The organism is Streptomyces sp. NPDC059909, assembly GCF_042730885.1.
Classification (GTDB): domain Bacteria; phylum Actinomycetota; class Actinomycetes; order Streptomycetales; family Streptomycetaceae; genus Streptomyces.
In genome coordinates, this window is the sequence record NZ_JBHWKX010000023.1 from 1 (window position 1) to 19376 (window position 19376).

Genomic DNA, 19376 nt, shown 5'->3' on the forward strand with positions numbered 1-19376 from the left:
GGTTGATAGGCCGGATATGGAAGCCAGGTAACTGGTGGAGTTGACCGGTACTAATAGGCCGAGGGCTTGTCCTCAGTTGCTCGCGTCCACTGTGTGGTTCCCGGGTTGCGAACAGTCGCACCGGTCGAACCAGATCCACTTATTTAATTGAAGAGTGTGCTTGTTCGCTCGAACCCGATAGGGTTTCGGTGGTCATAGCGTTAGGGAAACGCCCGGTTACATTCCGAACCCGGAAGCTAAGCCTTTCAGCGCCGATGGTACTGCAGGGGGGACCCTGTGGGAGAGTAGGACGCCGCCGAACAATCTTTCAGGACCCGTGGTCCCAGCGTTCAGCTGGGACCACGGGTCCTTTTGTTTTTCCTAGATTTTCCGAAGCGCGTCGGATGGCCGGCTGCGCGAGAATGAATGCGGTACCCGAAGACAGGAGCCATGCCGATGTCCACCAACTCCTCCGACGATCGTCCGGAGCGCGAGCAGCGCCACCGGGACGGTGGTGGCGACCGGGGCGGTTACCGAGGCGGGCCGCGCCGGGATGACAGCCGCGGTGGATACGGCCGTCGTGACGACCGCCGTGACGACCGTAGGGACGACAACCGCGGAGGCGGTTTCCGCCGCGACGACCGCAGTGACGACCGACGCGGTGAGCGCGGCGGCTCCTTCCCCCGGGACGACCGCAGTTACGGCCGTCGTGACGACCGGCGGGACGACAGCCGCGGAGGCCGTTTCCCCCGCGACGACCGTGGCTATGGGCGTCGTGACGACCGACGGGACGACCGCAGGGATGACCGGCGGGACGATCGTGGTCCGCGCCGGGACGACGACCGTGGCGGTTTCCGCCGGGACGACCGTGGTCCGCGCCGGGACGACCGTGGTCCGCGCCGGGACGACGACCGTGGTGGTTTCCGGCGGGACGACCGTGGTCCGCGCCGCGACGACGACCGTGGCGGTTTCCGTCGCGATGACCGTGCTCCGCGCCGGGACGACCGTGGTCCGCGCCGGGACGACGACCGTGGTGGTTTCCGTCGCGATGACCGTGGTCCGCGCCGGGACGACCGTGCTCCGCGCCGGGACGACGACCGTGGTGGTTTCCGCCGGGACGACCGTGCTCCGCGCCGGGACGACGACCGTGGTGGTTTCCGCCGGGACGACCGTGCTCCGCGCCGGGACGACGACCGTGGCGGTTTCCGTCGCGACGACCGTGCTCCGCGCCGGGACGACCGTGCTCCGCGCCGCGACGACGACCGTGGCGGTTTCCGCCGCGATGACCGTGCTCCGCGGGGGCCCCGTCGTGACGACCGTGACCGGGACCGCGGTGGGTACCGTGGGCGGGACGATCGTGGTGGGTACGGGCGCCGGGACGACCGGGACCGCGATCGTGGGCGCGACCGGGACCGGGAGCCGATCAAGCGGCTGCCGATTCCAGAGGACGTCACGGGCGACGAGATCGACAAGGACGTGCGGCAGGAGCTCCAGAGCCTGCCGAAGACGCTCGCCGAGGACGTCGCCAAGAACCTCGTGATGGTGGCGCGACTCATCGACGAGGACCCGGAAGGTGCCTACGGCTACTCGCGCGTGGCGCTGCGGCTCGCGTCGCGTGTCGCCGCCGTACGCGAGGCCGCCGGCTTCGCCGCGTATGCGACGCAGAAGTACTCCGAGGCACTCGCGGAGTTCCGCGCGGCTCGGCGTATGACCGGGAACGTCGACCTGTGGCCCGTGATGGCCGACTGCGAGCGCGGTCTCGGCCGGCCCGAGCGGGCGCTGGCCATGGCCGGCGAGCCCGAGGTGCAGAAGCTCGACAAGGCCGGACAGGTCGAGATGCGGCTCGTCGCCGCCGGGGCGCGCAGGGACATGGACCAGCTGGACGCCGCCATCGTCACGCTGCAGAGTCCCGAGCTGGCGTCGAGCTCGGTGCAGCCGTGGACCGCACGCCTTCGCTACGCGTACGCCGACGCGCTGCTGGCCGCCGGGCGTGAGGACGAGGCGCGTGAGTGGTTCGCCAAGGCCGTCGAGGCCGACAAGGACGGGTCCACGGACGCTTCGGACCGGCTCGCCGAGCTGGACGGGGTCGAGTTCGTCGATGCCCTGACCGACGAGGACGACGAGGACCACGACGCCGCCGCGCGGGACGTGGACGAGTCCGACACCCCCGCGAAGGGCGACGTAGAGGGCGACGGCGAAAAGGCCTGATCCCGCCGCACCGGCACACACAGCGAAGGCCCGGCACCCGCGAGCGAGGGGGTGCCGGGCCTTCGGCGTTTCCGTACTGTCCGAGGTTCCAGCCGTCAGCCGTCAGCCGTCAGCCGTCAGCCGTCAGCCTCCAGCCGTCAGTTGATGCTCAGGCTCCGCAGCACCAGGCCCGTCGCCGGCTTCGGGCCGAACGACGTCGACTTGCGCGGCATCGTGACGCCCTGCCGCGCGAGGTCCCGTACGACGTCCTCCCGTACCGGATGCATCAGCACCGCCGTGCCGCCGCGGCGCTCGGCCTGGGTCACCGCGGCCTCGGTGTCGTGGATGTAGGTGATGTCCTCGGGGGAGTCCGGGATGCGCCAGACGTTCTCCAGCAGCGCGGCGTGCAGGACGGTCGCGTCGAGCTGCTGCCAAGCGTGCGGGCGGCCGGCCGGAACCGTACGCGCCAGCAGGTCCGCGTCGGGGCGGTCCAGGAGGTGGAAGCGTCCGTCGCCCGCGAGCAGGAAAGCGTTGCCCTCGGCGGCCGCAGCGGCCAGCGCCTCGAGGGCGTGCGGCAGAGGCCCGTCGATGTCCCGTACCCGGAAGAGGCCCTCGACCTTGGCCAGGGCGTCCGCGACCGGGAGGCGGTTCAGCAGGCGGTGGATCGCCCGTACCTGCAGCGGGTAGCGGGCCGTGTCGATCAGCAGGACCAGGCCGTAGTTCCACGGTCCGGGAGCCGGCCGTTCGTCGCGCAGGCGGAGGTACGTGGCCCAGCGGTGGTGGCCGTCGGCGATGAGGGCTTGGTGGCGGGCCAGGTCCGTGGCGATCTCCGCCAGGTCCGCCGGGTCGGTGACCGCCCAGAGGCGGTGGCTGAAGCCGTCCTCCGTGGTCGTCACCAGCAGGGCGCGCTCATGGATGATCCGCTCGATGACGGCGGTGGCCCCGGTCGCGGCGCCGTCGCTGCGGTAGGTCAGCAGCAGCGGCTCGAGATTGGCTGCGGTGCTGCGCATCAGCGCCGCGCGGTCGGCCACCACATGGGGCATCACGTCCTCATGGGGGAGCACGATGCCCTCGTCCGGGGCGGACAGGGCGAGCGCGCCGATGATGCCGCGCTGCAGGGTGTCTCCTCGGCGCTGCTCGTAGATGTACAGCGCCGGCTCGGGATCGGGGGCGAGCACGCCCTCGGCCAGCCAGCGGTCCAGGGTCTCGGCGGCCAGCTCATGGCGGGCGGCCGGGCTCCCGGCCTGGGGGAGGATCAGCCGGACGATGTTGTGGGGGTCCGCGGACTCCAGGTGGTGCAGTCCGTCGGGGCGTACGACGACGTCGTACGGCGGTGAGGTCACGGCGGCGAGGCTGCCGACCCGCTCCGGGACGTAGCGCAGTCCGCGGAAGGGAATCATGTGCAGACCGCCTTCGGCCGCCCGACCTCTCGTGTTCATTGATGCATCGTATGTGGCTGCGGCGATGCGCGATGATCGGGGGAGGATCGGGCGATCGATAAAAGCCACGAAATGAGGAGCGGACCAGCATGGGCGAGCAGGGCAGGACCAGGCCGAGCGGCAGCGCGCAGGCGCTGAGCGCGGCGTACGACACGGCTCTGCTCGACCTCGACGGGGTGGTCTACGCGGGCGGTGAGGCCATCGCGCACGCGGTGGACGCGCTCGCCGCGGCGCGCGGCGCCGGGATGCATCTCGCGTACGTCACGAACAACGCGCTGCGGACGCCCGAGGCGGTGGCGCACCACCTCACCGAGCTCGGAGTGCCGGCCGAGGCCGCGGACGTCATCACCTCGGCGCAGGCCGTCGCTCGGCTGATCGCCGACCAGGTCCCGGCGGGGGCGCGGGTGCTGGTGGTCGGCGGTGACGGGCTGCGGGTCGCACTGCGCGAACGCGGGCTGGAGCCCGTGGAGTCCGCGGACGACGACCCGGCTGCCGTGGTGCAGGGCTACGGCGGGCCCGGGCTGGCGTGGGGGCGGTTCGCCGAGGCGTGCTACGCGATCGCGCGCGGGGTGCCGTGGTTCGCGTCCAACACGGACCTGACGATCCCGAGCGCGCGGGGGATCGCGCCGGGGAACGGGGCCGCCGTGGAGGTCGTCCGGATCGCGACGGGCGCCGAGCCGCAGGTGGCCGGCAAGCCGCTGCCGCCGATGCATCGCGAGACGATTCTGCGGACGGGCGCCGAGCGTCCGCTCGTGGTCGGGGACCGGCTGGACACGGACATCGAGGGCGCGTTCAACGGCGGCGTGGACTCGCTGCTCGTCCTGACCGGGGTGACGGACCCTGCGCAGCTGCTGGCCGCGGAGCCGAAGCACCGTCCGACCTATGTGGACGCCGATCTGCGAGGGCTGCTGACCGGGCAGCCCGAAGTGGCCGGCTCCCTGTCGGAGGACGGGTTCGGCTGCGGGGGCTGGACGGCGACCGTGCGCGGGGACGCGCTCGCGCTGGAGGGGGACGGCGAAGCGCTGGACGGGCTGCGGGCGTTGTGCGCGGCGGCGTGGACGTATGCGGGCGATGCGGCGGGCACGCCGGAGGCGGGCAAGGCACTGGCCAAGCTGGGCTGGTGAGGCGCCGCCCTGCGCGGGTTCCCTCATCGAGACGCTGTGGCAGGGTAGGCTAACCTAACCGCGTGTTGGTCGACAGTCCCCCCGAACCGAGCGCGGAACCGACGTCCGCAGCATCCACGCCCGAGCCGCGCCGGCGCCATGCGCTGCGCGCCGCCGGGCTGTTGCTCGCCGTCGGCGTCCTGCTGCTGGTCTGTGTCGCGAGCATCGCGATCGGCGCCAAGTCGGTCCCGGTCGCCGATGTGTGGCACGGGCTCTTCCACAACTCCGGTACCGGCAACGACGTGATCGTCCATGATGTGCGGGTGCCGAGGACCGTGCTCGGGCTGCTCGTCGGCGTGGCGCTCGGCCTCGCGGGTGCGGTGATGCAGGCGCTGACCCGCAACCCGCTCGCCGAGCCGGGGCTGCTCGGGGTCAACGCGGGCGCGGCGGCCACCGTCGTGTCCGCCATCAGCTTCCTCGGCGTCACCTCCCTCACGGACTACGTGTGGTTCGCGTTCCTCGGCGCCGGAGTGGTGTCGGTGGTCGTGTACGTGCTCGGCGGGAGCCGGGGCGCGACGCCCGTACGGCTCGCGCTCGCCGGGACCGCGGCCACCGCTGCGCTCTACGGTTACGTCAACGCCGTACAGCTGCTGGACTCGGCGGCGCTCGACCGGCTGCGCTTCTGGACCGTCGGTTCGCTCGCATCGGCCGACCCCGCGACCATCGGCAAGGTCGCGCCGTTCATCGGCGCCGGAGTGGTGCTCGCGCTGCTCATCGCCCGGCCGCTCAACGCGCTGGAGATGGGCGACGACACCGCACGCGCGCTCGGAGCGCATCTCACCCGCACCCGGGTCGTGGCCATGGTCGCCATCACCCTGCTGTGCGGCGCGGCGACCGCCGCCTGCGGGCCGATCGTCTTCATCGGGTTGATGGTCCCGCATCTCGTACGGGCCATCACCGGCCCCGACATGCGCTGGGTCCTGCCGTACGCGGCGGTGCTCTCGCCCGTGCTGCTGCTGGGCTCCGACGTCGTCGGCCGGATCGTCGCGCGCCCCGCCGAGCTGCAGGTCGGCGTCGTCACCGCGTTCATCGGCGGGCCCGTCTTCATCTACCTCGTACGCCGCAAGAGGATGGCGCAGCTGTGAAGGCCGTGAAAGCGATACGCACCCCCGGCGGGCTCTCCGTCCGCGTCGACCCGAGGGCGGCCCTCGTCGCCGTGCTGCTCCTGGCCGCCGCGCTGGCCTCCGGTGTCGTGCTCGTCGGCAGCGGCGACTTCCCGATGGCGCCCGGCGAGGTCGTGGCCACGCTGCTCGGGAACGGCACGCCCGCACAGGAGTTCATCGTCCAGGACGTGCGGCTGCCGCGGGTGCTGGTGGCGCTGCTGGTGGGCGCGGCGCTGGCGGTGGGCGGGGCGGTCTTCCAGTCCCTCGCGCGCAATCCGCTGGGCAGCCCGGACGTGCTCGGTTTCGGCCAGGGTTCGACGGTCGGCGCGCTGATCGTCATCGTGGTCTTCCAGGGTGGCGCGTTCGCCGTCGCGGGCGGCGCGATCGTCGGCGGTCTGGCCACCGGTGTCGCCGTCTATCTGCTCGCCTGGAAGCGCGGAGTGCACGGCTACCGGCTGGTCCTCGTCGGCATCGGCGTGGCCGCCATGCTCACCGGTGCCATCCACTACCTCCTCACCAAGGCCAACCTCGTCGACGCCACCCGTGCCGTGGTCTGGATGACCGGCTCGCTCGACGGCCGCGACTGGAGCCAGTTCTGGCCGCTCCTCGCCGTCTGCGCGGTGCTCGTCCCGCTGTGCCTGGCCTACGGGAGGCCGCTGCGGATGCTGGAGATGGGCGACGACGCGGCGTACGCGCTCGGCATCGCCGTCGAGCGGACCCGGGCCGTCCTTATGGGCTCGGCCGTGCTGCTCACGGCGGTCGCCACCGCCGCGGCGGGGCCGATCGTCTTCGTCGCGCTCAGCGCGCCCCAGCTCGCCCGCCGGCTGACCCGCTCTCCGGGGCCGAACATCGCGGCGAGCGCCATGATGGGCTCGGCCCTGCTGCTCTCCGCCGACTGGGTCGCCACCTCCGCGTTCGGCGACCGGGAACTGCCCGTCGGCGTCGTCACGGGTGTGCTCGGTGGCGTCTACTTGCTGTGGCTGCTGGTCACCGAGCGCAAGGCGGGCCGCGTATGAGCGCCCGGTCCGAGCGTACGAACGCGGAGCCACAGCGGGGCGCCGGCCCGCACCCGACCGAGAAGAACCCCAGGAGTACGTCCATGCAGCGCCTCACCGCGGAATCGGTCACCCTCGCCTACGACCAGCGGGTCATCGCCGAGGACCTCTCGGTCGAGATACCCGACAACTCGTTCACGGTGATCGTCGGCCCCAACGCCTGCGGCAAGTCCACGCTGCTGCGGGCGCTCTCGCGGATGCTCAGGCCCAGCCAGGGCCGGGTGCTGCTCGACGGACAGACCATCCACTCGATGCCCGCGAAGAAGGTCGCCAGGACGCTCGGCCTGCTTCCGCAGTCGTCGATCGCCCCCGACGGCATCACCGTCGGTGACCTCGTCGCCCGCGGCCGTTATCCGCACCAGGGCCTGCTGCGCCAGTGGTCCCGGGAGGACGAGCGGGTCGTCCAGGAGTCGATGGCCGCGACCGGAGTCGCCGAACTGGCCGACCGCTGTGTCGACGAGCTCTCCGGCGGCCAGCGCCAGCGCGTCTGGATCGCGATGGCCCTCGCCCAGCAGACCCCGCTGCTGCTGCTCGACGAGCCGACCACGTTCCTCGACATCCAGCATCAGCTGGAGATCCTCGACCTGTGCGCCGAGCTGCACGAGACGCAGGGCCGCACCCTCGTCGCCGTGCTGCACGACCTGAACCAGGCGGCCCGTTACGCGACCCATCTGATCGCGATGCGCGGCGGGAAGATCGCTGCGGAGGGCGCTCCCGGCGACGTCGTCACCGCCGAGCTGGTGGAGCAGGTCTTCGGTGTCCGCGCGCAGGTCATCGACGACCCGGAGACGGGTACGCCGCTGGTGGTGCCGCTGGCGCGGCGCCGTCGCCCCGGTGCGGCGCCGGCGTCGTCCGCGGAGGCAGTGACTACAGCAGCGCCCTGAGACGCAGCAGATCGCGGAAGCCGGCCTCGAGTCTGACCCGGCCGGAGGCCCAGGCCTTCGCGAAGTTCAGCTGCCCGTCCACCATCGCCACCAGGTCGTCACCGGCCATCGCCAGCCGGATCTCCGCCTTGTCGGGCGGCGGGCCGTCCAGCATGTCCAGCACCTGGATCCGGCCCGCGGTGAGACGCCCGGTGAAGGTGATGTCCAGATCCGTGATGTGGCAGCTGAGGGAACGGTCGAGCGCGGTCGCGCTGCGCACCTCTCCGTCCGCCGTCGCCAGATTGTCCGAAAGTCTGTCGAGTGCGCTGCGGCACTCCTCCGTGGTCGCCATCGGGACCGACGGTACCCCAGGGCTTCGCGGTAACGTCTGGGCATGAGCGACTCGATCCCGGGCCCCACCCCCGAAGCCTCAGAGGAGGCCGCGCCGGCGGCCGAGGCGTACGACCCTGCCGCGCCCGCCCCCCTCGGTGTCGAGCGCGCCCCCACCGGCAATGCCGAGGTCGACGCGCATCTGGAGCGGCTGGCCGATGCCGACCACCTTCCTCCGGACGGACACGTGGAGGTGTACGAGGATGTACATCGGGCCCTGCGCGACACGCTGACCGCGCTCGACGCACGGCCTGCGTCTCCCACCGGTCACCCGACCACCACCCCTCATCGCGGCCCTTCGGGCCGCCCCGACGACTCGTACGACCACAGGAGCTGAACCGAACGTGGCAGGAGTGGCACGCCGCCGTCTCGACGCCGAGCTGGTACGCCGCAAGCTCGCCCGCTCGCGCGAGCATGCGAGCCAGCTGATCGCGGCAGGGCGGGTGACCGTCGGCGGCAACACCGCCACCAAGTCCGCCACCCAGGTCGAGACGGCCGCCGCCATCGTCGTCGCCCAGGACGACAGCGACCCCGAGTACGTCTCGCGCGGCGGCCACAAGCTCGCCGGCGCGCTCGCCGCCTTCGTGCCGCAGGGGCTGAAGGTCGAGGGACGGCGGGCACTGGATGCGGGCGCGTCCACCGGCGGCTTCACCGATGTGCTGCTCCGGGCCGGAGCGGCGCACGTCGTCGCCGTCGACGTCGGCTACGGCCAGCTCGCCTGGTCTCTTCAGAGTGATGAACGCGTGACGGTCAAGGATCGTACGAATGTGCGTGAGCTGACCCTTGAGGCGATCGACGGGGAGGCGGTGGACCTGATCGTCGGAGATCTGTCCTTCATCCCGCTCGGCCTCGTGCTGCCCGCGCTCGTGCGCTGCACGGCGCCCGGCGCCGATCTCGTCCTCATGGTCAAGCCGCAGTTCGAGGTCGGCAAGGAGCGGCTCGGCAGCGGCGGAGTGGTGCGCAGCCCGGAGCTGCGCGCCGAGGCAGTACGCACCGTGGCGCGTCAGGCCGGTGAGCTCGGCCTGGGCGTGCTGGGGGTGACCGCGAGTCCGCTGCCGGGACCCTCCGGCAACGTCGAGTACTTTCTGTGGCTCCGGGCCGGGGCACCGGAACTCGACCCGGCGGACGTCGATCGTGCAGTGGCGGAGGGGCCGCGTTGACCGATACGAGCGATACGAGCGACACGAGCACGAAGACACGGACACGCACCGTCTTCCTGCTGGCGCACACCGGGCGGCCCGCGGCCATCCGCAGCGCCGAACTCGTCGTCCAGGGCCTGCTGCGCGCGGGCCTCGGCGTGCGGGTGCTCGCCTTCGAGGCGGCGGACCTGCCCCTGCCGGCGACCGTGGAGACGGTGCCCGAGGCCACGCCAGAGGTCCTCGACGGCTGCGAGTTGCTGATTGTGCTGGGCGGCGACGGGACGCTGCTGCGCGGTGCCGAGTTCGCCCGTGCCTCCGGGGTGCCGATGCTCGGCGTCAACCTCGGGCGGGTCGGCTTTCTCGCGGAGGCCGAGCGGGACGACCTGGACAAGGTGGTCGACCGGGTCGTGACGCGTGCGTACGAGGTCGAGGAGCGGATGACCATCGACGTCGCCGTACGGAGCAACGGTGACATCGTCCACCGGGACTGGGCGCTGAACGAGGCCGCCGTCCAGAAGGTCTCGGCCGAGCGGATGCTCGAGGTCGTCCTGGAGATCGACGGGCGGCCGGTGACCGGCTTCGGCTGCGACGGCATCGTGTGCGCGACCCCGACCGGGTCGACCGCGTACGCCTTCTCGGCGGGCGGTCCCGTGGTGTGGCCCGAGGTCGAGGCCCTGCTGATGGTCCCGATCAGCGCGCACGCCCTCTTCGCGAAGCCGCTGGTCACGTCGCCGACGTCCGTCCTCGCGGTGGAGGTCCAGTCGGGCACGCCGCACGGGGTGCTGTGGTGCGACGGCCGCCGCGCCGTCGAGCTGCCGCCCGCGGCGCGGGTGGAGGTCAGGCGGGGCGCCGTGCCGGTCCGGCTGGCCCGGCTGCACCACGCGTCGTTCACGGACCGGCTCGTCGCGAAGTTCGCCCTGCCGGTGTCGGGGTGGCGGGGCGCGCCGCGCTGACGTGGGCGGTGCGCCCGGGTCCGGGTGCCTGGGTCCCGGTCCGGGTGCGGGCCCGGGCGCCGGTACGCGCCCTGCGGGCGGGCTTGGTGGGTGGCCGGTACCGTCCGGACGGGCTGGACGCGCGTGCCCGTACCGGTGGTGTGCGGGACACACCGGCGGGTGATGGTGGGGGCGCCGACCTGCGGGTCCGTACGCGAGGGGCGGGGGCCGTCGCACATCCGGGCCCCGACCTCGTAAGGTCTTCTCCGTGTTGGAGGAGATGCGGATACGGTCGCTCGGGGTCATCGACGACGCGGTTGTCGAGCTGTCGCCCGGATTCACGGCGGTCACCGGCGAGACCGGTGCGGGCAAGACCATGGTCGTCACCAGCCTCGGGCTGCTGCTCGGCGGGCGCGCCGACCCCGCCCTCGTGCGGATCGGCGCCAAGTCGGCGGTCGTCGAGGGGCGGGTCACCATGCCCGCCGACGCCCCCGCGGCCGTACGGGCCGAGGAGGCCGGGGCCGAACTCGACGACGGCGCGCTGCTGATCAGCCGGACGATCTCGGCGGAGGGGCGCTCACGCGCCCACCTCGGCGGGCGTTCGGTGCCCGTCGGCATGCTCACCGAGCTCGCCGACGAGCTCGTCGCCGTGCACGGGCAGACCGACCAGCAGGGGCTGCTGAAGCCCGCGCGGCAGCGGCAGGCCCTGGACCGGTACGCGGGCGACGCCGTGGCCGGGCCGCACGCCAAGTACGTGGCCGCGTACCGGCGACTCAAGGCCGTCTCCGCCGAGCTCGCCGAGCTGACCACGCGCGCCCGCGAGCGCGCCCAGGAAGCCGATCTGCTGCGCTTCGGGCTGAACGAGGTCGCGGGCGTCGAGCCGCGCGCCGGCGAGGACGTGGAGCTCGCCGCCGAGGCCGAGCGGCTCGGTCACGCCGAGGCCCTCGCCTCCGCCGCGTCTCTCGCCCACGCCGCACTCGCCGGGAACCCCGAAGACCCCGAGGGCGTCGACGCGACCACGCTCGTCGCAGGCGCGGGGAGGGCCCTGGACGCCGTACGCTCCCACGACCCGGCGCTCGCCGCACTCGCCGACCGGATGGGCGAGATCTCCATCCTGCTCGGTGACGTGGCGGGGGAGCTCGCCGGCTACGCCGACAACCTCGACGCCGATCCGCTGCGGCTGGCAGCGGTCGAGGAACGACGGGCGGCGCTGGGCGGGCTGACCCGGAAGTACGGCGAGGACATCAACGCCGTACTCGCCTGGGCCGAGGAGAGCGCCGGGCGCCTCACCGAGCTGGAGGGCGACGACGACCGGATCGGCGAGCTGACCGCGGAGCGCGACGCGCTGCGCGCCGAACTCTCCGGGCTGGGCCAGGCGTTGACCGACGCGCGTACGGAGGCGGCGGCACGGTTCGCGGAGGCGGTCACGGCGGAACTGGCACACCTGGCGATGCCGCACGCGCGCGTGACCATCGACATCCGCCAGTCCGAGGACCCGGAAGGGATCGAGGTCAACGGACGTACCGTCGCGTACTCGTCGTCCGGCGCGGACGAGGTCGAGCTGCTGCTCGCCCCGCACCCCGGCGCCCAGCCCCGGCCCATCGCCAAGGGCGCGTCCGGAGGTGAGCTGTCGCGCGTGATGCTCGCGGTGGAGGTCGTCTTCGCGGGGACCGACCCCGTGCCGACGTATCTCTTCGACGAGGTCGACGCGGGCGTCGGCGGCAAGGCGGCGGTGGAGATCGGGCGGCGGCTGGCGAAGCTGGCCAAGACCGCGCAGGTGGTCGTCGTGACGCACCTTCCGCAGGTGGCTGCGTTCGCGGACCGGCAGTTGCTCGTCGAGAAGACGAACGACGGGTCCGTGACGCGGTCCGGAGTCACGGTGCTCGAGGGCGAGGACCGGGTGCGGGAGCTGTCCCGGATGCTCGCCGGGCAGGAGGACTCGGAGACGGCGCGGGCCCACGCGGAGGAGCTGCTGGCCGCGGCGCGGGCCGAGGCCTGAGGGGGTGCCGCCCCCTGGATCCTCCGCCACGGACGGCGTGCGTCGGTGAGGGGTGTGTCTGACGCACCCGTACCGGGTGCGGCGCAGTGCGCCGGTGGGTGGGTCGGAGGCCCTCCGGGCTCGACTCCTCGGGCCGGCGGACCTCCGTGCACCGTGAAGAACCCGGCACTCACTGCCGACCGCTGCGGGGCCGAACCTGCACGCCCCCTCCTGCTTCGGGTGGCGGCTCTCCCGTGGGGTGGGTTGTCGCGCGCCACGGCCCTTGACCCCACCCGCCGGTGCTCAGCGCACCCCGGTCCAGGGTGACGATCATGGGAGCGTTCAGCAGGGTCATCGCCTTCGGGGCCGCCGTGGGCGTCACGAAAGTCACGTACCGCACACTCCGGGACCGCACGCGCGGGCACGCGCGCTGGGAGCGCACCAATTACGCCGGGCGCACCGTCGATCTGTGCGCCGGGCCCGCCGTGGCCGTGGGCGCGGCGCTCGGCGCGGTGGCCGCAGGCGCACCCGGGACCGCTGCCGCGGTGCTGGCGGCCGGGGCCTGTGGGGCGTACGACGATGCCGCCGGGGACGACCGGCGGGGGTTCAGGGCCCACCTCGGGGCCCTGCGGCAGGGCGAGGTCACCAGCGGGGCCGTGAAGCTGTTCGGGATCGGTGCCGCCGGGCTGCTCGCGGGGGCGGCACTGAAGGAGCGGCCCGTCGACAAGGTGCTCGCGGGGGTCGTGATCGCCGGTACCGCGCACTTCGTGAACCTCGTCGACGTACGGCCGGGCCGAGCCGCGCTCACGGTGCTCGGGCTCGGCGCGCCCGGGCTGCTGCGGGGGCCGCTCGCCGCCGCGCCGATGGGCGCCGCGGCCGCCGTCGCCGGCGACGACCTGGGCGAGAGCACCATGATGGGCGACGCCGGTGCGCACGCGCTCGGCGCGGCGCTGGGGGCTGCCATCGCCGCGGGCAACGGCCGAGTCGGTCTGGCCGCCCACGCGGCGGCGCTGATTGCGGCGACGGTGTACGGCGACCGCGTCACGGACCTCGCGCGCTCACCCATGTGAGTGATCCCGACCGCACAGTTGAGGCGCCGGACACGGCAAGGACGCCTCGGCGGTGCCGGAACGTGCGTACGGACTGGCATCCTTGGCGCGTGACACAGCTGCATACGGTCCAGGTGCTGGGCGGCGGCAGCGCGGGCAGCAGCGCTCACGTCAGGTCACTGGCCGCCGGGCTCGTGGCGCGGGGAGTGCGGGTGACCGTGTGCGCGCCCGCGTCCCTGGAGCACGACTACGACTTCCTCGGCGCCGGAGCGCACTTCGTGCCCGTGCCGCGGCGCAGCGACCCGGCCGCGGTCGCCGTGCTGCGGGCGGTGTGCGCCGCGGCGGACGTCGTGCACGCGCACGGACTGGACGCCGCGGTACGCACCGGGCTCGCCCTCGGCCGGCAGCGCCGGGCGCCGCTCGTCGTCACCTGGCACACCCGGGCGCCCGCCGGAGGTGCGCGGGGCCAGGTGCTGCGGCTGCTGGAGCGAAGGGCGGTGCGGGCCGCCGCGGTGGTGCTCGGAACGTCGTCCGAGCTCGTCGACCGGGCCCGCGACCGGGGAGCCCGGGACGCCCGGCTCTCGCCGGTGTCGGTGCCGGGACCGCGGCGCCCGGTGGGTTCGTACGAGAACAAGGCGAGGGCGGAACTGGGGGCCGTCGACCGGCCATTGCTCATGGCGGTCGGGAGGCTCGAACCGGACCGGGGGTACGCCACCCTTCTCGACGCCGCCCGCGACTGGCGCGGACTCGACCCCGTGCCCCTGGTCGCGATCGCGGGGGAGGGGGGCGAACGGGAGCTGCTGCAGCGGCGCATCGACGCGGAGGGTCTCCCGGTGCGGCTGATCGGGCGCCGCGACGACGTCACGGACCTGCTCGCGGCGGCGGACCTCGCCCTGCTCCCCAGCCGCTGGGAGGCCCGCTCCCTCCTCGCCCAGGAGGCGCTCCGCCTCGGCGTCCCGCTCGTCGCGACCCGCGTCGGTGGCATCCCCGAACTCGTCGGCGAGGCCGCGGAACTCGTCCCCTACGGCGACCCCGCCGCACTCGCCAGGGCCGTCACCGGCCTCCTGGCCGACCCGGACCGCCGCAGGCGTCTGGCAACGGCCGGCCCGGCCCAGGCGGCCACGTGGCCGACGGAGGACGAGACCATCGCGCAGGTGCTGAGCATCTACGACGAGCTCACCCAGTCACGACCTCCGCGGCCCGGGCGCCCCTGACCGCCGGCTGCCCCCGCCGCGGCGCATTCGTCCTCGCGCTCCCTCGGTGGGGGAGGGGGCGCACTGTGCCTCCGCTCGCGACCGGCCGGAGCGAGACGGTCAGCGACGCAGGGCACCGGACCCGAGGTGTTCCCTGTACCACGCGTACGTCTGTGCCAGACCCTCTCGCAGACCGATGCGCGGCGCCCATCCCAGCGCGGTGAGCCGGGAGATGTCGAGGAGCTTGCGAGGGGCGCCGTCCGGCTGCTCCGCATCCCACTCGATGGTCCCCTGGTAGCCGACGACCTCCGCCACCAGCTCCGCGGTCTCCCGGATCGTCAGGTCCGTGCCGGTGCCGACGTTGACCGGCTGGTTTGCGTCGTAGTGTTCCAGCAGGTGCAGACATGCGCGCGCAAGGTCGTCCACGTGCAGGAATTCCCGGCGGGGCGTCCCCGTACCCCAGTTCACCGCCCGTCGCGCTCCGGTCTGCCGGGCCTTGTGGAAGCGTCGGATCAGCGACGGCAGCACATGGGAGTGCTGTGGATGGAAGTTGTCCCCGGGGCCGTACAGGTTGGTCGGCATGGCACAGATCCATGGCAGGCCGTGCTGCCGCCGTACCGCCTGTACCTGCTGGATCCCCGCGATCTTGGCGATGGCGTAGGCGTCGTTGGTCGGCTCCAGCGCACCCGTCAGGAGTGCTTCCTCCCGGATGGGCTGGTCGGCGAATTTCGGGTAGATGCAGCTGGAGCCCAGGAACAGCAGGCGCTCCACGCCCTGCTCCAGGGCCGCGTCCAGCACGTTGACCTGGATGCGCAGGTTGTCGGAGATGAACGTGGCGGGTTGGGTGGCGTTGGCTCTGATCCCGCCCACTCGCGCGGCGGCCAGGACCACCACGTCGGGCCGCATGGCCGCGAACCAGTCGAGCACGGCACCGCGCTCGCGCAGGTCCAGTTCCGCGGAGCCGGGGCCGATCACATCGGTGAAACCCTCCCGCACCAGGTGTCGCCGCAGTGCCGAGCCGACGAGTCCACGGCTTCCGGCCACGAAGACGCGCGCCAGGCGGTCAAGGGGGCGGGCCGTCTCCACGGACCGCTCCGAGGTCACGGCGCTCACCGCTGAGCGCTCCGCTCGGCGGTCACCGGGCTCGGCGCGTCATCGGGCGCCTCCTCAGCGCCGGCGACCTGGACGTCCCGTTCTCCGCCGGGTGTCGGGAGAGCCGGAGCGGTGCCGGTGGACGGTGCGGGTCTGCCGCCGCGTACCAGTCCGCCCCACCGGGTGAAGCGGCTGGGTGCGTGGGTCTGCGGCCGGTATTCGTAGGCGTAGCCGTAAGTGCCGTGCTCCTCCTTCGACGACGCCATGTTGAGGACCGTGCCGAGCACGGAGGCGCCGACGTGCCGCAGTGCGCGGAGAGCCTCCGCGACCTGAGCGCGGCTCGTGCGTGAAGCACGCACCACCAGCAGATAGCCGTCCACGGCGGAGGCGATGACGGACGCGTCCGCGACCGGGAGTACGGGAGCGGTGTCCACCACAACGTGGTCGAACTTCTCGGCGAGGGCGTGCAGCACGGTCGTCAGCTGAGTGCTGCCCAGCAACTCGGTGGGATTGGGCGGAACCGAGCCGCTGGTCAGTACGGAGAAGGAGCCCGCCGACTGCAGCACTTGCTCCACCTCGGCCTGGCCGATCAACGCGGTGGTGAGCCCCGCGTCCCGGACCAGCCCCAGGGTGCGGGCCGTGGAAGGACGACGCAGATCGGTGTCGACGAGGCACACCGAGGCGCCGGTCTCGGCCAGTGTCGCGGCCAGGTTGACGGCGACACTGCTCTTCCCCTCACCCGACAGCGGGCTGGTCACCGCAATCACCTTGGGCGGCCGGTCCACGTCCACGAACTGCAGACTGGTGCGCAGCTGCCGGAAGTTCTCGGCGCGGAGGCCGTGCATGTCGTCGCGCGCCGCCACCGAATGGGTGGTGGCCTGTGAGTCGTACACGATGCTGCCGAGTACGGACGGGCCGCCGTACCCGGCCAGGAACTCGGTCAGAGCCTGGGTGCTGCGTACCGTGGTGTCCAGCGCTTCCCTCACCAGGGCGAAACCGACTCCGACGGCGAGCCCGGCCAGCAGTCCGAGGGCGAGGTTCACGGCGGGGCGTGGGGAGATGGGAGCGGAGGGCACTGCGGCCGGCTCGGTGACACTGAGTCTCACCGGGGACTCGTAGGCGCTCACCGGGCGCTCGAGGTTTCGGACCACCTCGGCGAAGCGCTCGGCAACGGCATTGCTGATCCGGGCTGCCCGTTTCGGCCGGGTGTCGGTGACGGAGAGCCGGAGCAGCACGGTGTCCGGCTGCACCGTCGCGCTGATCCTGCGGCTCAGCTGAGTCGGTGACATACCGAGCTTCAGCGTCTTCACGACGTGTCGGGTCACCAGAGGGCTTGACGCGACTTCCGCGTACGACTGCACACGAGCCTGCGTGAAGAGACTTCCCTGGGCGAGCTGAGCCGTGTCGGCGTCGGTTCCGCCCTGCAACCTGACGAAGAGCTTCGCGTCGGCCCGGTATTCGGGGACCGCGGTGTAGGTGACGAGCGCGCCGGCCGCCGTACCGAGCAGGGTCAGCGCGGTGATGGCGCACCAGCGGCGAGTGAGGACTCGAAGGTAGTCGCGTAGGTCCAAGGTGTCCGTCCCCGATCGGATCCAGTGAGGGCAGTCCTCACCTTACGGATCTATGGGGCAAAAATTGCAAAACGCCACAATCCGCAAAAAGCGCATAAGTTGTCCCTACACTGATCAAGGTGTCGGGGTGCCCGCCTGCACAGGAGGTTTCCGTCCGCTTTCGGCACCCCCCCACCCCCAGCGAAGGAGTGCGTGTGACAGTCAAGACGGCGCTCATCACCGGCATCACCGGCCAGGACGGTTCCTACCTCGCAGAACTGCTGCTGGAGAAGGGCTACCGGGTGCACGGAATCGTCCGCCGCGCCTCCACCTTCAACACTCAGCGCATCGAGCATCTCTACCGTGATCCGCACGACCCCGAAACACGGCTCTTTCTGCACTACGGCGACCTCACCGACGGGACCCGTATCGCCGGTCTGCTGGAGCAGGTCCAGCCGGACGAGGTCTACCACTTGGCCGCCCAGTCGCATGTGCGGGTGTCGTTCGACGAACCCGAGTTCACCGGGGACACCACGGGTCTGGGTACCACACGGCTGCTGGAGGCCATCAGGCGAACGGGCCTTCCGTGCCGCTTCTACCAGGCGTCCAGCTCGGAGATGTTCGGTGCGGCGGAGCCGCCCCAGCACGAGGGCACCGCCTTCCACCCGCGCTCGCCCTACGGGGCGGCCAAGGTGTACGCGTACTGGGTCACCCGCAACTACCGGGAGGCGTACGGCCTCTACGCCGTCAACGGCATCCTGTTCAACCACGAATCCCCGCGCCGCGGCCCCACGTTCGTGACCCGAAAGGCGGCCGTGGCCGCCGCCCGGATCAAGGCCGGCCTGCAGGATGTCCTCCACCTCGGCAATCTTGATGCCCGCCGGGACTGGGGCTACGCCGCGGAGTACGTCGAGGCAATGTGGCTGATGCTGCAGCAAGATGCCCCGGACGACTACGTGATCGCTACAGGCGCCAGTTACAGCGTGCGTGACTTCGTCGAACAGTGCTTCGCTCACATCGGCCTGGACTGGCGCGACCACGTGCGGTTCGACGAGCGATACCTGAGACCGACCGAGGTCGATCACCTGGTCGGTGATGCCTCCAAGGCGGAACGGGATCTCGGTTGGCGTCCGGCGATGCGCGCCCCGGAACTGGCCCGACTGATGGTCGACGCGGAGCTCAGCGGGCTTGGGCACACCACCGGGACCGGTGGCCAGGCACCTCCGCCCAGCGTCCCCGCTCCGGCCGTGCGGTGACGCGGTGCACCTTGACCACGTCGCGCCCGGCGACGCTCCGCGCGATGTCGCCGTGCTGATGACCTGCCACAACCGTCGTGACAGAACCCTTGAGGCCATCTCCTCCCTGCATGCCCAGACCGGCCTTCCCGCCGGCATCCGCTTCACCGTTCATCTGGTCGATGCCGGCAGCGTCGACGGAACGGCCGCTGACGTGCGGGCCGCATTCCCGGACACCGACGTGGTCACTGTGGATGCGGACGTCTACTGGGGGACCGGCACCAGAATCGCCGCTGCCCGCGCCGACCCCGCGGCCCACGTGTTGTGGCTCAACGACGACGTGGTCCTCGACCCGGGAGCGCTTGCCGCGCTGCTTCACACCGCCGCACCACTGGGTCGCCCGGCCGTCGCCGTCGGTGCCATGCGCTCCGGCGACGGCACTCGCACCACCTACAGCGGCTATCGATTCGTCCGTGCCCACCTGCACTCTCCGTATCTGGAACGGATCGAGCCGGATGTCCACCAGCCCAAGCCGTGCGCGACCGGCAACGGCAACGCGGTTCTGGTCACCGCCCTCGCCAGGCAGATCCTGGGGGACCTTGACCCCGCCTTTCCTCACCGCATGGGTGACATCGATTACGGGCTCCGCGCCGGCCGGGCCGGCATCCCGGTGCTGCTCGCCCCCGGTCACGTGGGCACCTGCGAGGGCCACCCGCCGCTCGCACAAGGCACTTCGGCCGAGCCAGGCATCGGGGTGCGCACCGCGCTGCGTCGTCTGGTCTCGGTGCGGGAGCAGCCGCCGGGATCCTGGTGGCGGTACTGCCACCGTCACCTCGGCCCCTGGGCCCCGCTGGTCTTCTGCGCCCCGTACCTGAAGACCGCCCTGCGGTCCACCGTGCGCCGGCCACGAACCCTGCCACGCCATCGACACGCGCTCGTTCGAGCGGATCCGTGATTACTCGGACACTTCGCCGGACGGACCAATGATCGTGCGGGCGGCTGCGGGACTTGCTCTCTCCGCGCGCTTTC

General features: G+C 72.2%; 18 protein-coding genes and 1 rRNA gene. 15 read left to right on the top strand and 4 right to left on the bottom strand.

Annotated features, from left to right (window positions below; translation table 11 throughout):
• The first annotated feature begins 184 nt into the window (after nucleotides 1–184).
• The 3 genes from rrf (at nucleotide 185) to ACFV9O_RS17595 (ending at nucleotide 2187) form a co-directional block, all read left to right on the top strand.
• Nucleotides 185–301: ribosomal RNA gene (rrf, locus tag ACFV9O_RS17585) — 5S ribosomal RNA — on the top strand.
• Between the two features lie 258 nt (nucleotides 302–559).
• On the top strand, nucleotides 560–1519 hold the full coding sequence (locus ACFV9O_RS17590; RefSeq protein ID WP_385418704.1) for a hypothetical protein: 960 nt from the start codon (nucleotides 560–562) through the stop codon (nucleotides 1517–1519).
• Nucleotides 1411–2187 (top strand): hypothetical protein, encoded by a 777-nt coding sequence (locus ACFV9O_RS17595; protein ID WP_385418707.1) that lies wholly within the window; start codon nucleotides 1411–1413, stop codon nucleotides 2185–2187. Before ACFV9O_RS17590 ends, ACFV9O_RS17595 begins: the two co-directional genes overlap by 109 nt.
• Before the next feature lie 137 nt (nucleotides 2188–2324).
• Here the strand turns inward: ACFV9O_RS17595 and ACFV9O_RS17600 are convergent, their stop codons facing one another.
• Nucleotides 2325–3605: a DUF1015 domain-containing protein gene (locus ACFV9O_RS17600; protein ID WP_385418489.1), complete on the bottom strand. Its 1281-nt coding sequence runs from the start codon at nucleotides 3603–3605 to the stop codon at nucleotides 2325–2327.
• Between the two features lie 89 nt (nucleotides 3606–3694).
• On the opposite strand from ACFV9O_RS17600, the gene ACFV9O_RS17605 reads away from it, so the two are divergent.
• The 4 genes from ACFV9O_RS17605 to ACFV9O_RS17620 all read left to right on the top strand — a co-directional run bounded on the left by ACFV9O_RS17605 (nucleotide 3695) and on the right by ACFV9O_RS17620 (nucleotide 7810).
• On the top strand, nucleotides 3695–4729 hold the full coding sequence (locus ACFV9O_RS17605) for an HAD-IIA family hydrolase (RefSeq protein ID WP_385418492.1): 1035 nt from the start codon (nucleotides 3695–3697) through the stop codon (nucleotides 4727–4729).
• Nucleotides 4730–4794: 65 nt separating this feature from the next.
• The gene (locus ACFV9O_RS17610) at nucleotides 4795–5853 is read left to right on the top strand and encodes a FecCD family ABC transporter permease (protein ID WP_385418710.1); all 1059 of its coding nucleotides are present in this window, start codon (nucleotides 4795–4797) and stop codon (nucleotides 5851–5853) included.
• On the top strand, nucleotides 5850–6887 hold the full coding sequence (locus tag ACFV9O_RS17615) for a FecCD family ABC transporter permease (protein ID WP_385418495.1): 1038 nt from the start codon (nucleotides 5850–5852) through the stop codon (nucleotides 6885–6887). The genes ACFV9O_RS17610 and ACFV9O_RS17615 overlap by 4 nt, the downstream gene beginning before the upstream one ends.
• Before the next feature lie 83 nt (nucleotides 6888–6970).
• On the top strand, nucleotides 6971–7810 hold the full coding sequence (locus ACFV9O_RS17620) for an ABC transporter ATP-binding protein (protein WP_385418498.1): 840 nt from the start codon (nucleotides 6971–6973) through the stop codon (nucleotides 7808–7810).
• On the opposite strand, the gene ACFV9O_RS17625 is transcribed toward ACFV9O_RS17620, so the two are convergent.
• On the bottom strand, nucleotides 7794–8141 hold the full coding sequence (locus ACFV9O_RS17625; protein ID WP_385418501.1) for an SCP2 sterol-binding domain-containing protein: 348 nt from the start codon (nucleotides 8139–8141) through the stop codon (nucleotides 7794–7796). The two genes, ACFV9O_RS17620 and ACFV9O_RS17625, sit on opposite strands and share 17 nt — an antisense overlap.
• 42 nt (nucleotides 8142–8183) lie before the next feature.
• On the opposite strand from ACFV9O_RS17625, the gene ACFV9O_RS17630 reads away from it, so the two are divergent.
• From ACFV9O_RS17630 to ACFV9O_RS17655, 6 genes are all read left to right on the top strand, one after another.
• Nucleotides 8184–8516 carry a hypothetical protein gene (locus ACFV9O_RS17630; RefSeq protein WP_385418503.1) on the top strand — a complete coding sequence of 111 codons (333 nt, stop codon included), beginning with the start codon at nucleotides 8184–8186 and terminating at the stop codon, nucleotides 8514–8516.
• Between the two features lie 7 nt (nucleotides 8517–8523).
• A complete protein-coding gene (locus tag ACFV9O_RS17635; RefSeq protein ID WP_385418506.1) occupies nucleotides 8524–9339 on the top strand; it encodes a TlyA family RNA methyltransferase in 816 nt (271 codons plus the stop codon).
• Complete coding sequence (locus ACFV9O_RS17640) at nucleotides 9336–10271, top strand: NAD kinase (protein ID WP_385418509.1); 936 nt, start codon at nucleotides 9336–9338, stop codon at nucleotides 10269–10271. Before ACFV9O_RS17635 ends, ACFV9O_RS17640 begins: the two co-directional genes overlap by 4 nt.
• Before the next feature lie 259 nt (nucleotides 10272–10530).
• A complete protein-coding gene (recN, locus tag ACFV9O_RS17645; protein ID WP_385418713.1) occupies nucleotides 10531–12249 on the top strand; it encodes a DNA repair protein RecN in 1719 nt (572 codons plus the stop codon).
• Nucleotides 12250–12560: 311 nt separating this feature from the next.
• Nucleotides 12561–13298 carry a hypothetical protein gene (locus tag ACFV9O_RS17650; RefSeq protein ID WP_385418512.1) on the top strand — a complete coding sequence of 246 codons (738 nt, stop codon included), beginning with the start codon at nucleotides 12561–12563 and terminating at the stop codon, nucleotides 13296–13298.
• 89 nt (nucleotides 13299–13387) lie between these two features.
• Entirely contained in the window at nucleotides 13388–14491 is a 1104-nt protein-coding gene (locus tag ACFV9O_RS17655; protein WP_385418515.1) for a glycosyltransferase family 4 protein, read from the top strand.
• Nucleotides 14492–14590: 99 nt separating this feature from the next.
• Here the strand turns inward: ACFV9O_RS17655 and ACFV9O_RS17660 are convergent, their stop codons facing one another.
• Together ACFV9O_RS17660 and ACFV9O_RS17665 are read right to left on the bottom strand one after the other, a co-directional pair.
• Complete coding sequence (locus ACFV9O_RS17660) at nucleotides 14591–15574, bottom strand: GDP-L-fucose synthase family protein (protein WP_385418716.1); 984 nt, start codon at nucleotides 15572–15574, stop codon at nucleotides 14591–14593.
• A 5-nt stretch (nucleotides 15575–15579) separates the two neighbouring features.
• On the bottom strand, nucleotides 15580–17133 hold the full coding sequence (locus ACFV9O_RS17665; protein ID WP_385418517.1) for a polysaccharide biosynthesis tyrosine autokinase: 1554 nt from the start codon (nucleotides 17131–17133) through the stop codon (nucleotides 15580–15582).
• Between the two features lie 194 nt (nucleotides 17134–17327).
• Here ACFV9O_RS17665 and gmd point away from each other — a divergent pair, with 194 nt between their 5' ends.
• Both gmd and ACFV9O_RS17675 read left to right on the top strand, forming a co-directional pair.
• Nucleotides 17328–18368, top strand: a complete 1041-nt coding sequence (gene gmd / locus ACFV9O_RS17670; protein ID WP_385418520.1) for a GDP-mannose 4,6-dehydratase — start codon at nucleotides 17328–17330, stop codon at nucleotides 18366–18368.
• Between the two features lie 4 nt (nucleotides 18369–18372).
• Nucleotides 18373–19302, top strand: coding sequence for a glycosyltransferase family 2 protein (locus ACFV9O_RS17675; protein ID WP_385418523.1), 930 nt, complete (start codon nucleotides 18373–18375; stop codon nucleotides 19300–19302).
• The last annotated feature ends 74 nt before the right edge of the window (nucleotides 19303–19376 follow it).